This window comes from Pseudomonas sp. B6(2017) (genome assembly GCF_002112765.1).
Taxonomy (GTDB): Bacteria; Pseudomonadota; Gammaproteobacteria; order Pseudomonadales; family Pseudomonadaceae; genus Aquipseudomonas; species Aquipseudomonas piscis.
In genome coordinates, this window is the sequence record NZ_NEIQ01000001.1 from 410,474 (window position 1) to 424,593 (window position 14,120).

The window sequence follows — 14,120 nt, forward strand, 5'->3', positions numbered from 1 at the left end:
GCTGGCGGGCCTTTATGCTAGGCCGCAAACCGGATTAAGGAGCGAATTGTGAAAGCGTGGATCATGTTGCTGCTGGCCCTCTCCCTGCCTGTGGCAGCGATGGCCGAAGAGGCTAAAGAAGGCGAAGCGCCGAAAGTCAGCTACATCAGCCTGACCCCGCCCTTCGTGGGCAACTACGGCCTGGATGGCGGCCCCAAGCTCAAGGTCTACAAGGCCGACGTGGCCCTGCGGGTGACCGGCGACCCGGCGGCCCAGGCGGTCAAGGCCAATGAGCCGCTGATCCGCAACCAGCTGGTGGCGCTGTTCGCCCAGCAGACCGCCGAGACCATGAACAATGTCGAGGCCAAGGAAAAACTGCGCCAGGAAGCCCTCAAGCAGGTGCAACAGGTGATGAACGACGAGACCGGCAAGCCGGTGGTCGAGGACCTGCTGTTCAATAACCTGATCATCCAGTAATGCTGGATCCGTAGGAGCGAGGCTTGCCCGCGATAGCGATATCGCGACCCCCGCCAGATTCCAGCCTTGCGGCTGATCGCGAGCAAGCTTCGCTCCTGCATATCGGCGTCCCGAGGCAACCTCAGGACGCCAGGCTCTTGCGAAACCGCGCCAGGGCGATGGCGAAGAACGCCAGGCCGATCCCGCCCAGGGCCAGCAGGTCGGGCCAGACCACGCTGACGCCGGCGTCGCGGAACAGGATCGCCGCGCTCAAGCTGACGAAATGCGTCGATGGCGAACCCTGCATCACCCATTGCAACCACTGCGGCATGCTGTCCAGCGGCGTACTGCCGCCGGATAACAACAGCATCGGAATGATCACCGGGATCGCCAGCAGGCCGAACTGCGGGGTCGAGCGGGCCAAAGTGGCGAGGAAGATGCCCAGGGCCGTGCTGGCGAACAGATAGAGCGCGGTGACCATCAGGAACAAGCCCAGGGAGCCGGCCAGCGGCACGCCCAGCAACCCCTTGACGACCACTTCCAGCGATATCCAGGTGCACAGCACCACCACCAGCATGTTGCTCCAGATTTTCGCCAGCATGATCTCCAGGGCTGTGAGCGGCAGCACCAGCAAGTGATCGAGAGTACCGTGCTCGCGTTCGCGCAGCAGCGCGGTGCCGGTGAGCACGATGGCCAGGATGGTGATGTTGTTGACGATCTGGATCACCGCCAGGAACCAGCCGCCCTGCAGGTTGGTGTTGAACAGCGCGCGGGTGGTCAGCAGGGCCGGGGCCTTGGCGGGTGTGTCTCCCTGGCCGGCGTAGTCGAGCAGCTCGCGCTGGAAGATCCGGCCGATGTAGCCCGCCCCCATGAAGGCCTGGCTCATGGCGGTGGCGTCGACGTTGACCTGTACTGCCGGCTGGCGCCCGGCCAGCAGGTCGTTCTGGAAGTTGGCCGGGACGTTGATCACGAAGGTGTACTGGCCGCTGTCCAGCACTGCGTCCAGCCGGTCGTAGGGCAGGGTTGCCGGGGCCTGGAATTCCGGCGGTTGCAGGGACTCCCCCAGCAGGCGCGACAGTGCGCTGTGGTCCTCGTCCACCAGGGCCACGCTGGCGTTGTGCACGCCGATCACCGAGCCGGCGGCTGGCAGGTAGATGGCCACGGTGAAGGCGTACATCAGGAACAGCAACAGTACGCTGTCATGGCGCAGGCTGGTGAGTTCCTTGAGGCCCAGGCGCAGGATATGGGCAAGCCGGTTCATCAGACCTCCTGCTTTTTCAACATGACCAGGCTCAGCCCGGTGAAGCCGAGGAAGAACCCCACCAGCGCCAGGCACTGGGGCCAGAGTTCACGCACGTCCAGGGCCTTGGTGAAGGTACCGACCGCGATGTCGAGGAAGTAGCCCGCGGGGAACAGCTGGCCCATGATCGCCGCCGAACCGTCCAGGGACGAGCGCGGCACGATCAGCCCGGAGAACTGGATGGTCGGCAGGCTGGTGATGATCATGGTGCCCAGGATCGCCGCGATCTGGGTGCGGGTGAAGGCCGAGATCAGCAGGCCCATGCTGGTGGTGGCCAGCACGTACAGTACCCCGCCCAGGGCCAGGGTCAGGCCGCTGCCCTTGAACGGTACGCCGAACAGCCAGCGGTTCATGGCCACCAGCAGCCCCAGGTTGATCAGGCTGACGGCCAGGTATGGCGCCTGCTTGCCCAGGAGGAATTCCAGACGCGTCAGTGGTGTGGCGTAGAAATTGGTGATCGAACCCAGCTCCTTCTCGCGGACGATGCCCAAGGCGGTGAGCATGGCCGGGATGAACGCCAGGATCAGCGCCATGACGCCGGGGCCGATGGCGTTCACGCTAACCACGTCCTGGTTGTAGCGGAAGCGGGTTTCCAGCTTGGCCGCAGGTCGTGAGTTGCGCGGCAGGCTACTGTGTTCCGCCAGCAGTTCCAGGTTGCCCTGGTGCACCGCCTCGACATAGTTGCGGCTGGTCTCCGCGCGAAACGGCATGCCACCGTCGAGCCAGGCGGCGACCACGGGCTGGCGCCCGGCATAGAGGTCGCGGCCGAAGCCGGGAGGGATTTCCAGGGCCAGCTTGATCTCCGAGCGTTGCAAGCGCCGGTGCAGCTCGGCGGAGTTGCGGATCGTCGGTTTTTCCTCGAAGTAGCGTGAGCTGCGGAAGGCTTCCAGGTAGGCGCGGCTTTGCGGGGTCTGGTCCTGGTCGTAGACGGCGAAGGCCAGCTTCTCCACATCCAGGGAAATACCGTAGCCGAAGATCACCATCATGAAGATCGCTCCGAGCAGGGCGAACCCCAGGCGCACCCGGTCGCGCAGCAGTTCCTTGCCTTCGCGGGTGGCCACCGCCAGCAACCGCGCCAGGCTCAGGCCCGAGTGCACGGGGGCGCTGGCCGCAGCCGGGGCTGCTGGTTCCGGCTGGGCGGGAGGTGGAGTGTCCGGGGCGCCCTGGACGTCTTCCAGGCAGCGCACGAAGGCCGCTTCCAGGGTCTCGCCGGCGTACTGGCGCTGCAGCGCCTCTGGGGTATCGCAGGCCAGTACCTTGCCGGCGTGCAACAGGGAAATGCGGTCGCAGCGCTGGGCTTCGTTCATGAAGTGGGTGGACAGGAAGATGGTCACGCCCTGTTCCCGGGACAGCTCCACCAGCAGGCGCCAGAAATCGTCGCGGGCCGCCGGGTCCACCCCGGACGTGGGCTCGTCGAGGATCAGCACTTCCGGCCGGTGCAGCACCGCCACCGCCAGCGACAGGCGCTGGCGCAAACCCAGGGGCAGGGCGCCGGACTGCTGCTCGGCGATTGCGCCCAGGTCGAAGCGCTGGATCAGTTCCTCGATGCGCGGGCCGCTCTGGTCCTTGGGCAAGTCGAACAGGCGGGCGTGCAGCTCCAGGTTCTGGCGCACGCTGAGCTCGCCGTACAGCGAGAAGCTCTGGGACATGAAGCCGACCCGCTTGCGGGTGGCCAGGTCCTTGGCATTCACCGGGTTGCCCAGCAGCTTGGCGCTGCCCTCGGTGGCCGGCATCAGCCCGGTGAGAACCTTCATGGTGGTGGTCTTGCCGCAGCCGTTGGAGCCCAGGAAGCCGAAGATCTCCCCGCGGCCGATGGCGAAGCTGACCTTGTTCACGGCGGTGAAGTCGCCGAAGCGCAGGGTCAGTTCATGGGCCTCGATGGCGATGTCCTGGTTGGCGCTGGAGCGGGGCGGGATCACCAGCGGCGGATTGTCCTGGCCGCCGTCGCCCTGGAAGTGGGTGAAGGCGTCGTCCAGCTTGCCGCTGGCGGTGACCTTGGCCAGCTCCTGGCTCAGGCCCTGGGCGATCAACCGGCCGCGATCGAGCATCAGGCAATGCTCGAACTGCTCGGCTTCCTCCATGTAGGCGGTGGCCACCAGCAGCGTCAGCTGTGGTCGTTGCTGGCGCACGTCCTCCACCAGTTCCCAGAAGCGTCGGCGCGAGAGCGGATCGACGCCGGTGGTCGGTTCGTCGAGGATCAAAAGGTCCGGCTCGTGGATCAGTGCGCAACACAGGCCGAGCTTCTGTTTCATCCCGCCTGACAGCTTGCCGGCCGGGCGCTCGGCGAAGCGCAGCAGGTCGGTGGCCAGCAGCAGGCTGTGCATGCGCTGCGCGCATTCCTTGGCGGGCAGGCCGAACAGGGTGGCGAAGAAGCGGATGTTCTCGCTGATGGACAGCTCGGGGTACAGGTTGCCGCCCAGGCCCTGGGGCATGAAGGCGATGCGCGGATAGAGGCTGCTGCGGTGGCGCCGCTGGGTGATGTCGCCCCCGAGTACCTGGAGCTGGCCCTGCTGGAGTTTCTTGACCCCGGCGATCAGCCCCAGCAGGCTCGACTTGCCGGCGCCGTCCGGACCGATCAGGCCGCAACGGGTACCGGCCGGCAGGCTGAAGGCTATATCGACCAGAGCCTGTTGCGGACCATAGCGATGAGCGATGCCGGTCGCTTGCAGCGCCAGGCCGCTCATTGCAGGTTAGCCGGCCAGTCCACGGGGGCGGTGCGCACGTAACCGGCACCGGGCATGCCCGGCTTGGCTTGTGGCACGGCGGCGGGTTGGGTCAGGCGCACCTTGACCCGGAACACCAGTTTCTGGCGTTCGTCGCGGGTCTCCACTTCCTTGGGGGTGAACTGGGACTTGGCCGCGACGAAGTTGATCTTCGCCGGTAGTGGCTGGTTGGGCAGGCCGTCGAGCAGCAGGCGTGCTTCATCGCCCACGGTCAGGCGCCCGGCGACGGAGGCGGGCAGGTAGAGGTTCATGTACTGGTCGTTGGGATCGATCAGCAACAGCACCCGGCCACCCGCGCCCAGGACCTCGCCAGGTTCGGCCAGGCGCAGTTGAATGATGCCGTCGATGGGCGCGCGCAGGCTGCTGTCGTCGATTTCGCTGATGAGCTGGGCCACCTGGGCCTGGGCGGCGCCGATGGCGGCCTTGACCGAGGCGACCTGGGCCTGGGCCGCCAGCACTGCCGCGTTGCCGGTGCTCAGGCGGGCTTGCTGCTGGTCGATGATCTGCTGGCTGGCGAAGCCGCGACGGAACAGTTCCTGGGAGCGCTTGAGTTCCTGGTTGGCCAGTAGCAGTTCGCTCTGGCGCAGTTGCACATTGGCTTCGGCGGCAGAGAGGTTTTCCCGGGCCCTGGCCACTTCGGCCTCGGCCTGGGCGCGCTGGGCTTCCAGGGTCCGGGTATCCATGCGTGCCAGGAGTTGGCCCTGGAGCACCTTGTCGCCCTCATGGACTCGCACTTCGGCCAGGCGCCCCGGGATCTTGCTGGCGATCTGCAACTCGGTGGCCTCCAGGCGGCCGTTGCCCATGCTCAAGCCTTCGGGCAGGCGGTCCTGGAGGGACTTCCAGTAGCCGAAACCACCGGCAGCGAGCAATAGGATCAAGAGGGAAACAGCGAAAACACGGGAGGAACGGCGGTTCTTCGACATGGGGTCTGCGTCCTGCGGCTATAGCGTCCTAGTCTGACGAACCTCAAGCCTGGGCCGCTTGATGCTCGTCAAATGTAAAGGGCGCTAGCCTAACCTCAATGGTTGCAGGCTGCATGAGGGACGTGACAAAAAACCGGCAACGCTGCCATGGCTTGCATGGCCATGGCGTGCGCGGGGATCAGCGCAGCGCGAGCACCGCCGCCCACTGCTCGGCGGTTACGGGCATCACCGAGAGGCGGCTGCCTTTGTGCACCAGGGGCATCTCGGCAAGGGCTGCCTGCTGCTTGAGGTAGTCCAGGCGCAGGACCTTGCCGAAGGTCTGCACATGGGCCACGTCGATGGCGCTCCAGGCGTTCTTCTCGGCGCTGGACTTGGGATCGAAATAGACGCTGTCCGGCTCCAGGGCGGTGGGGTCCGGGTAGGCAGCCTTGACGATCCGGCCAATCCCGGCGATGCCCGGCTCGGGGCAGCTGGAATGGTAGAAGAAGAACTCGTCGCCCTCGGCCATGGCCCGCAGGAAGTTGCGTGCCTGGTAGTTGCGCACGCCATCCCAGCGCGCCTGGCCGAGTGCCTGCAGGCCTTCGATGGAGAGCTCGTCCGGCTCGGATTTCATCAGCCAATAGGCCATGTGGTTGCCCTCCGACAAGGTGGGTGAACGGGTGATCTGGCAATTTTATGACAAACCGACGGTCGGTTGACGCCAGCATTTGCGTGTCGGTTCACGTTATCGCAAAATGCCGGGATTTTAAGCTTGACGCTGCCGCATGGCTTGTTATGGATGCCGTGCCGCCAGCGTGTGTGATTTGCCTGAGGGGGGGCAATCGATGAAACGCCAACCGGATTTGCTATGGATTTTGGTTATTTTGTTCGGTTTGGGCGTTGTGACCACCGGTTATGCACAGAGCCTATGGGCCAGCAAGACCGATGCTCCGGTCGAGATCGCACAACAGCAGCAACCTCTCAAGCGCTGAGTCAGCGTCGATAGAATGCGGCGCCTAGCGGGCGCCGTACCATCCCCGATCGGTCACCGTGCCCTGCAGCGGCACATCCCAGCTGGCCTGATCCAGTCTTCCGACTTTCTGGCATTCATGGGCCAGCCCCAGCAGCTTCGGCTTGCGCCATGTTTTCCGGCACGCCAGATAGGCCAGGCTGCGGTCGTAGAATCCACCGCCCATCCCCAGGCGTCCTCCCTCTTCATCGAACCCCACCAACGGCAACAGCACCAGGTCCAGGGCCCAGACCTTGCGTTGCCGGGCGACATTGATTTTGGGTTCGAGAATGCGAAAGCGATTGGGCCGCAGCTGCTCGCCCGGACGAATGCGCTGGAAGACCATCTTGGTACGTGGCCAGGCGCTGAGGACCGGCAGGTAGGTGGCCTTGCCCCGGCGCTGGGCGGCGCGCAACAGCAGGCGCGGGTCGATTTCACCGTCGGTGGGCAGGTACAGCGATAGATGTCGCGCGCGGCGAAATACCGGATCCTGCGCCAGCTGTCGATACAAGCCACGGGCGGCCTGGCGCTGCTGGGCGGGTGTCAGGGCGCGACGGGCTTTGCGCAGCATGCGGCGAAGTTGCGGGCGGGAGGGCGGCGCAGGTGCAGTCATGGAGGAGGCTTTGCAAGTCGGGATGGCAGGACAGCCTACCCGGAAAAACCAATGCCAGCATGGATAACTGGCATTGATCGATGATTCAGGCTCCCCAGGCGAACCGCTGTCGACTTAGCCCTTGAACCCGAGAGTTCAAGGCGGGAGATGCAGCAGGCTTTAAGGCTTTCCGTCTAGCGGACATGCACACCAGCCCAACGTGCAACTTCCAGGGTAGTGCAAATCGGCTCAGGGACATCGCCAACTGGCAAGCACCCCAGGGAGTGGCGGGAGTATAACGCAACCGCTGTCAGGAATCAGCCTTGCTTGCGTCCGATTCTGTCGCCAGGACCAGATCGACCCGCTCCAGCAGGTCGCGTACCTGTTCGCGGGTGGTCGTGCTGGCCTGCACGTCCGGGCGTTCCTGGCGATGCAGCAGGTCGTGGGTGATGTTCAGGGCGGCCATGACTGCGATCCGATCGGCGCCGATGACCTTGCCGCTGCTGCGGATCTCGCGCATCTTGCCGTCCAGGTAGCGGGCGGCGCTCACCAGATTGCTGCGTTCTTCCTGGGGGCAGATGATCGAATATTCTTTGTCGAGGATCTGCACGGTAACGCTATTGCTTGAACTCATGAGTCTTGCTCCAGGGCCTTGAGGCGCGAAATCATCGATTCGACCTTACGCCGGGCGATTTCGTTTTTTTCAATGAGGTGCGCGCGTTCCTCGCGCCAGGTCTTTTCCTGAGCTAGTAAGAGTGCGTTTTGACTCTTTAGTTGCTCGACCCGGGTAATCAGCAGTTCGAGTCTGGCCATCAGTGCGTGCAGGTCGGTGTCTTCCATTGTGTCCCACTGAATTTGATCTGATGAGTGGCAACTGGCAGGACAGCAGCCGGCGCATCCGGTGCTGTCCGCTCGGCGAACTGTCCGTCGCCCAAGGCCCCGCGCACCGTTGTGACAGGGCGCAAGGCACAACGCGACGCTAGCAATGAGTGATGACACGCCCTACGATACAAGGCCTTCATTCTAGACATTGCGCCGCTTGGCGCCTAGCTGCCCATGCCCATTCAGAACTCCCCTTACGATGCCTTCGCCACCCTGCTCAGCAGCAGCGGCCATTCTGTTTCTCCCGCCGAACTGCACGGCCTGTTGCTGGGGCGCAGTTGCGCCGGCGCCGGCTTTGAAGTCGACGGCTGGCTGGTGGACGCTGCCGAGCTGCTCGAAGGCGAACCTCAGGAAAACGTACGCAACGCCTTGATCGGCCTGCAGGAAATGGTCAAGGGCGAGCTCACCAGCGACGACATGACCGTGGTCCTGCTGCTGCCCAGCGACGATGCTCCGCTGGCCCAGCGCGCCACCGCCCTTGGCCAGTGGTGCCAGGGTTTCCTCTCCGGTTTCGGCCTCAACTTCCGCGACAGCAGTGCCCTGAGCACCGAAGGTACGGAAGTGTTGCAGGACCTTGCAGCCATCGCCCAGGTCCAGGACGCGCTGGAAGAATCCGACGACGGTGAGAACGACTACATGGAAGTGATGGAGTACCTGCGGGTCGCGCCACTTCTGCTGTTCACCGAAACCAACAAGGCCGGCGCACCGGCTGCCAAGCCTTCTCTGCATTGACCTGACAGGGACCCGGGCCTGCCCATGATCCATATCCCGAAAGCTGAATACAGCCGGCGCCGCAAGGCGCTCATGGCGCAGATGGAGCCCAACAGCATCGCGATCCTGCCGGCGGCGGCCGTGGCCATTCGCAATCGCGACGTGGAGCACGTCTACCGCCAGGACAGCGACTTCCAGTACCTCAGCGGCTTTCCCGAGCCACAGGCGGTGATCGTGCTGATGCCCGGTCGCGAGCATGGCGAGTACGTGCTGTTCTGCCGCGAGCGCAATGCCGAGCGCGAGCTCTGGGATGGCCTGCGGGCCGGCCAGGAGGGGGCGATCCGCGACTATGGCGCGGACGATGCCTTTCCCATCACCGATATCGACGACATCCTCCCGGGGCTGATCGAGGGGCGCGACCGGGTCTATTCGGCCATGGGCAGCAACCCCGAGTTCGACCGGCACCTGATGGAGTGGATCAACGTGATCCGTTCCAAGGCCCACCTGGGTGCCCAGCCACCGAACGAATTCGTTGCCCTGGATCATCTGCTGCACGACATGCGCCTGTATAAATCGGCGGCGGAAGTGAAGGTGATGCGCGAGGCCGCGCGGATTTCCGCCCAGGCACATATCCGGGCGATGCAGGCCAGCCGTGCCGGCCTGCACGAATACAGCCTGGAGGCCGAGCTGGACTACGAGTTCCGCAAGGGCGGGGCGAAGATGCCGGCCTACGGGTCCATCGTTGCGGCTGGACGCAACGGTTGCATCCTGCACTACCAGCAGAATGATGCCGTGCTCAAGGACGGCGACCTGGTGCTGATCGACGCCGGCTGTGAAATCGACTGCTATGCCAGCGACATCACCCGCACCTGGCCGGTCAATGGCCGGTTCTCGCCGGAGCAGAAGGCGATCTACGAGCTGGTGCTGGCCGCCCAGGAGGCTGCCTTCGCCGAGATCGCCCCGGACAAGCACTGGAACCAGGCCCACGAAGCGACAGTCCGGGTGATCACCACCGGCCTGGTGGAGCTGGGCCTGCTGGAGGGCGCTGTCGACGACTTGATCGCCAGCGAAGCCTACAAGGCGTTCTACATGCACCGCGCCGGGCACTGGCTGGGCATGGATGTACACGATGTCGGCGAATACAAGGTCGGCGGCGAGTGGCGGGTGCTGGAGGTCGGCATGGCGCTGACCGTAGAGCCGGGGATCTACATTTCCCCGGACAACCAGCAAGTGGCGAAGAAGTGGCGCGGCATTGGCGTGCGCATCGAGGACGACGTGGTAGTGACCAAGCAGGGCTGTGAAATTCTGACAGGCGGCGTGCCCAAGAGCGTCGCCGAGATCGAGGCGCTGATGGCCGCGGCCCGGGGCCAGGCGTCATGAGCCGGGTCAATCTCGCCATCATCGGTGGCGGCCTGGTCGGCGCCAGCCTGGCCCTGGCCCTGCAAGCGGGCGCCAAGGCCCGGGGCTGGAAGATCGTGCTGATCGAACCCTTCGCTCCTGGCGACAGTTTCCAGCCCAGCTATGACGCACGCTCCTCGGCGCTGTCCTTCGGCGCGCGGCAGATCTACCAGCGCCTGGACCTGTGGCAGGCAATCTCCCGGCGCGCCGAGCCGATCAAGCAGATCCATGTGTCCGACCGTGGCCGTTTCTCCACTGCGCGGCTGTCGGCCATGGAAGAGGGCGTCCCGGCCCTGGGTTACGTAGTGGAGAACGCCTGGCTCGGCCAGTGCCTGTGGCAGGGGCTGGACCAGGACGTGATCAGCTGGCGCTGCCCGGCGGAAGTCACCCGCCTGGAGCCCCTGGAAGGCGGCTACCGCCTGACCCTGGATGACGAGACCACCCTGGAATGCGACCTTGCGGTGCTGGCCGATGGCGGTCGTTCCAGCCTGCGCGAGCAGCTGGGCATCGGGGTTCGCAAGCGCCCTTACAACCAGAGTGCGCTGATCGCCAACATCACCCCCAGCGAAGCCCATGGCGGCATGGCCTTCGAGCGCTTCACCGACGACGGGCCCATGGCCTTGTTGCCGCTGCCGGAAAACCGCTGCGCGCTGGTCTGGACCCGCCAGGGCATGGATGCGCAGCGCCTGGCCGCGCTGGACGAACGCAGCTTCCTCAGCGAATTGCAGGGAGTGTTCGGTTATCGCCTGGGCACTCTCAAGCAAGTGGGCGCCCGGCACCTGTACCCGCTCTCCCTGGTGGAGGCCGAGGAGCAAGTGCGCCCGCACCTGGTGGTGCTGGGCAACGCCGCCCACAGCCTGCACCCGATCGCCGGCCAGGGATTCAACCTGTCCCTGCGCGACGCCCAGGCCCTGGCCGATGCCCTGCTCGGCAGCGAACGCACGCCGGGTGATTTCTCGGTGCTGCAGGCCTATCGCGAGCGCCAGCGCCTGGACCAGGACCTGACCGTGGGCTTTTCCGACCAGGTCACGCGGCTGTTCGGCAGCAAGCTGCCGCTACTGTCGGTAGGGCGCAACCTCGGCTTGCTGGGCCTGGATCTGCTACCGCCGGCCAAGCGCTGGTTCGCCCGCCAGGCCATGGGCCTGGGTGTTCGCCCGGATGCGTGACTGGTTGGCCCGGCGTGTCGGCAAGGCACGCCTGTTGCGTTGGGTGTTGAATCTGTACCCACCCTACTTCGGCGCAGGAGTACGGATTCGCCACATCGCCGCGGACTTTCGCGAGGCTCGCGTGTCCATGGGCCTGGGCTGGTACAACCGCAACTATGTCGGCACCCAGTTCGGCGGCAGCCTGTATTCGATGGTGGACCCGTTCTTCATGTTGATGCTGATGGAAAACCTGGGACGCGACTACATCGTCTGGGACAAGGCCGCGGCCATCGACTTCATCGCACCGGGCAAGGGTCCGGTGTTCGCCCGGTTCAGCATCGACCAGGCCCTGATCGACCAGATCCGCCAGCACACCGCTGCCGGAGAAAAGTACCTGCCGCAGTTGCAGGTCGAGATTCACGATGGCTCCGGCACCCTGGTGGCGCGGGTCGACAAAACCCTTTATGTGCGGCTCAAGCCGCAAGCGAGACAGGCCTAAGCATGGAAATGCGCGCAGATGTGCTGATTGTCGGAGCCGGCATGGTCGGCAGTGCCCTGGCCCTGGCGTTGCAGGGCAGCGGCCTGGAAGTGCTGCTGCTCGACGGTGGTTCCCTGAGTGTCAAACCTTTCGACCAGCAGGCGCCGTTCGAGCCCCGGGTCAGTGCGCTGTCGGCGGCCAGCCAGCGGATCCTGCAGCGCCTCGGCGCCTGGGACGGCATAGCCCGGCGCCGTAGCAGTCCCTACCGCGACATGCAGGTCTGGGATGGCAGCGGCACCGGCCAGATCCACTTCTCGGCGGCCAGCGTGCATGCCGAGGTATTGGGGCATATCGTCGAGAACCGAGTGGTCCAGGATGCCTTGCTCGAACGCCTGCATGAGTGCGATATCGGTTTGCTGGCCGATGCCCGGCTGGAGCAGATGCGCCGTTCCGGCGACGACTGGCTGCTGACCCTGGCCGACGGCCGGAGCCTGCGGGCGCCGCTGGTGGTGGCCGCCGACGGTGCCAACTCGGCGGTGCGCCGCCTCACCGGTTGCGCTACGCGGGAGTGGGATTACCTGCACCACGCCATCGTCACCAGCGTGCGCAGCAGCCAGCCCCACCAGCTGACGGCCTGGCAACGCTTCACCGACACCGGGCCGCTGGCCTTTTTGCCTCTGGTGCGGGATGGGCAGCACGACTGGTGCTCCATTGTCTGGTCCACCACACCCACCGAGGCCGAACGCCTGATGGCCCTGGACGACGCAAGCTTCTGCGCCGAGCTGGAACGGGCTTTCGAGGGTCGCCTGGGCCAGGTGCTTGGCGCCGATCCACGGCTTTGCGTGCCGCTGCGCCAGCGCCATGCCAAGCGCTACGTGGCCGAGGGCCTGGCGCTGATCGGCGATGCGGCCCACACCATCCATCCGCTGGCGGGGCAGGGGGTCAACCTGGGGTTCCTCGATGCGGCGGTACTGGCCCAGGTGTTGCTGGGGGCCGCCGGACGTGGCGAGCGCCTGGCCGAGGTCAAGGTGCTCAGCCGTTTCGAGCGCAAGCGCATGCCTCACAACCTGGCGCTGATGGCCGCCATGGAGGGCTTCGAGCGGTTGTTCCAGGCCGACCCGTTGCCGCTGCGCTGGTTGCGCAACACCGGGCTGAAGGTGGTCGACCAGATGCCCGAGGCCAAGGCCCTGTTCGTGCGCCAGGCACTGGGCCTGAGTGGCGACTTGCCGGAGTTGGCCCGGGCCGAGTGATCCGGATCCAGGGAGGTGCCTGCCGATGACGAGCAGGCGCCGCCGCACAGGGCAAGGCTTTCCGCGCAACATCTGGTTACTCCTCGGCTCCGGGTTCGGTTGAGCCAGCAAATGGGAGTCCTTATCATTTCGCCTCACTTTGCATACGAGAGACTGCTCCCATGTTGGCACCGAAGCGTCTACTGACCGCCCTGGCACTCACCCTCATCGCCGGCACCGCCCAGGCCGCCGACGAAGTGGTGGTCTACTCCTCCCGTATCGACGAGCTGATCAAGCCGGTGTTCGATGCCTACACCCAGAAGACCGGGGTGAAGATCAAATTCATCACCGACAAGGAAGCGCCGCTGATGCAGCGCATCAAGGCCGAGGGCGAGAACGCCACCGCCGACCTGCTGTTGACCGTGGACGCCGGCAACCTCTGGCAGGCCGAGCAGATGGGCATCCTGCAGCCCTTCACCTCCAAGGTCATCGACAGCAACATTCCCCTGCAATACCGCTCTTCCAGCCACGCCTGGACCGGCCTGAGCCTGCGGGCGCGGACCCTGGCCTACTCCACCGAGCGGGTCAAGCCGGGCGAGCTGACCACCTACGAGGCCCTGGCCGGCAAGCAGTGGGAAGGCCGCCTGTGCCTGCGCACCGCGAAGAAGGTCTACAACCAGTCGCTGACTGCCACGCTGATCGAGACCCACGGCGCGGACAAGACCGAGGAGATCCTCAAGGGCTGGGTCAACAACCTGTCCACCGATGTGTTCTCCGACGACATCGCCGTGCTGGAAGCGATCAATGCCGGCCAGTGCGACGTGGGGATCGTCAACACCTACTACTACGGCCGCCTGCACAAGCAGAAGCCGAACCTGGCGGTGAAGCTGTTCTGGCCGAACCAGGGCGATCGCGGAGTGCACGTCAACCTGTCGGGAATCGGCCTGACCAAGCATGCACCGCATCCGGAGGCCGCCAAGGCGCTGGTGGAATGGATGACCACCCCAGAAGCGCAGAAGATCTTCGCCGACGTCAACCAGGAGTTCCCGGCCAACCCGGCGGTGGCGCCGTCTGCCGAAGTCGCCAGCTGGGGCAAGTTCGTGGCCGATACCCTGCCGGTGGAAATCGCCGGCAAGCGCCAGGCCGAGGCCATCCGCCTGATGGACCGCGCTGGCTGGAACTGAGCCTGCCGTTATACTGCGCCCCGCTTTTGCGGGGCGTTTTCTTTAGCGGCTGGGCTTTTTGTGGCGAGGGAGCTTGCTTGCGCTTCAGCGCGCAGCGCTGGCAAAGCCTGATTTCGTGATTCAACTGTCGGA

The 14,120-nt window shown here is 65.2% G+C and carries 15 protein-coding genes and 1 other RNA gene; 8 read left to right on the plus strand and 8 right to left on the minus strand.

Translation table 11 applies throughout. The features are described 5' to 3' along the window. Positions 1 to 48 precede the first annotated feature (48 nt). A complete protein-coding gene (locus tag CAG11_RS01985) occupies positions 49 to 456 on the plus strand; it encodes a flagellar basal body-associated protein FliL (protein WP_022641759.1) in 408 nt (135 codons plus the stop codon). 121 nt (positions 457 to 577) lie between these two features. Here CAG11_RS01985 and CAG11_RS01990 read toward each other — a convergent pair whose 3' ends face one another. From CAG11_RS01990 to CAG11_RS02005, 4 genes are all read right to left on the minus strand, one after another. After that, positions 578 to 1,696 (minus strand): ABC transporter permease, encoded by a 1,119-nt coding sequence (locus CAG11_RS01990; protein WP_085594307.1) that lies wholly within the window; start codon positions 1,694 to 1,696, stop codon positions 578 to 580. Next, positions 1,696 to 4,419 carry a ribosome-associated ATPase/putative transporter RbbA gene (rbbA, locus tag CAG11_RS01995; RefSeq protein ID WP_085594309.1) on the minus strand — a complete coding sequence of 908 codons (2,724 nt, stop codon included), beginning with the start codon at positions 4,417 to 4,419 and terminating at the stop codon, positions 1,696 to 1,698. Before rbbA ends, CAG11_RS01990 begins: the two co-directional genes overlap by 1 nt. After that, positions 4,416 to 5,381, minus strand: coding sequence for an HlyD family secretion protein (locus CAG11_RS02000; protein WP_085594311.1), 966 nt, complete (start codon positions 5,379 to 5,381; stop codon positions 4,416 to 4,418). Before CAG11_RS02000 ends, rbbA begins: the two co-directional genes overlap by 4 nt. A gap of 178 nt (positions 5,382 to 5,559) precedes the next feature. Beyond that, the gene (locus tag CAG11_RS02005; RefSeq protein ID WP_022641755.1) at positions 5,560 to 6,009 is read right to left on the minus strand and encodes an EVE domain-containing protein; all 450 of its coding nucleotides are present in this window, start codon (positions 6,007 to 6,009) and stop codon (positions 5,560 to 5,562) included. Positions 6,010 to 6,205: 196 nt separating this feature from the next. Here CAG11_RS02005 and CAG11_RS33755 point away from each other — a divergent pair, with 196 nt between their 5' ends. Beyond that, on the plus strand, positions 6,206 to 6,352 hold the full coding sequence (locus tag CAG11_RS33755) for a hypothetical protein (RefSeq protein WP_164485043.1): 147 nt from the start codon (positions 6,206 to 6,208) through the stop codon (positions 6,350 to 6,352). Between the two features lie 24 nt (positions 6,353 to 6,376). Here CAG11_RS33755 and CAG11_RS02010 read toward each other — a convergent pair whose 3' ends face one another. From CAG11_RS02010 to CAG11_RS02025, 4 genes are all read right to left on the minus strand, one after another. Then, on the minus strand, positions 6,377 to 6,982 hold the full coding sequence (locus CAG11_RS02010; protein ID WP_085594313.1) for a 5-formyltetrahydrofolate cyclo-ligase: 606 nt from the start codon (positions 6,980 to 6,982) through the stop codon (positions 6,377 to 6,379). A gap of 87 nt (positions 6,983 to 7,069) precedes the next feature. After that, positions 7,070 to 7,248, minus strand: a non-coding RNA gene (ssrS, locus tag CAG11_RS02015) — 6S RNA. 23 nt (positions 7,249 to 7,271) lie between these two features. Next, positions 7,272 to 7,595, minus strand: a complete 324-nt coding sequence (locus CAG11_RS02020; RefSeq protein WP_022641752.1) for a cell division protein ZapA — start codon at positions 7,593 to 7,595, stop codon at positions 7,272 to 7,274. Beyond that, entirely contained in the window at positions 7,592 to 7,801 is a 210-nt protein-coding gene (locus CAG11_RS02025) for a TIGR02449 family protein (protein ID WP_011064144.1), read from the minus strand. Before CAG11_RS02025 ends, CAG11_RS02020 begins: the two co-directional genes overlap by 4 nt. A gap of 216 nt (positions 7,802 to 8,017) precedes the next feature. Between CAG11_RS02025 and CAG11_RS02030 the strand changes: the two genes are divergently transcribed. The 6 genes from CAG11_RS02030 to CAG11_RS02055 all read left to right on the plus strand — a co-directional run bounded on the left by CAG11_RS02030 (position 8,018) and on the right by CAG11_RS02055 (position 13,988). Beyond that, complete coding sequence (locus CAG11_RS02030; RefSeq protein WP_022641750.1) at positions 8,018 to 8,575, plus strand: YecA family protein; 558 nt, start codon at positions 8,018 to 8,020, stop codon at positions 8,573 to 8,575. 24 nt (positions 8,576 to 8,599) lie between these two features. Further along, the gene (gene pepP, locus CAG11_RS02035; RefSeq protein WP_085594315.1) at positions 8,600 to 9,934 is read left to right on the plus strand and encodes a Xaa-Pro aminopeptidase; all 1,335 of its coding nucleotides are present in this window, start codon (positions 8,600 to 8,602) and stop codon (positions 9,932 to 9,934) included. After that, positions 9,931 to 11,118 (plus strand): 2-octaprenyl-6-methoxyphenyl hydroxylase, encoded by a 1,188-nt coding sequence (gene ubiH / locus CAG11_RS02040; protein ID WP_085594317.1) that lies wholly within the window; start codon positions 9,931 to 9,933, stop codon positions 11,116 to 11,118. Before pepP ends, ubiH begins: the two co-directional genes overlap by 4 nt. Beyond that, the gene (locus tag CAG11_RS02045; RefSeq protein ID WP_031320682.1) at positions 11,111 to 11,596 is read left to right on the plus strand and encodes a DUF4442 domain-containing protein; all 486 of its coding nucleotides are present in this window, start codon (positions 11,111 to 11,113) and stop codon (positions 11,594 to 11,596) included. Before ubiH ends, CAG11_RS02045 begins: the two co-directional genes overlap by 8 nt. Positions 11,597 to 11,604: 8 nt before the next feature. Next, positions 11,605 to 12,825: a 2-octaprenyl-3-methyl-6-methoxy-1,4-benzoquinol hydroxylase gene (locus tag CAG11_RS02050; RefSeq protein ID WP_177409187.1), complete on the plus strand. Its 1,221-nt coding sequence runs from the start codon at positions 11,605 to 11,607 to the stop codon at positions 12,823 to 12,825. Between the two features lie 161 nt (positions 12,826 to 12,986). Further along, a complete protein-coding gene (locus CAG11_RS02055) occupies positions 12,987 to 13,988 on the plus strand; it encodes an extracellular solute-binding protein (protein WP_053133756.1) in 1,002 nt (333 codons plus the stop codon). Positions 13,989 to 14,120: the final 132 nt, after the last annotated feature.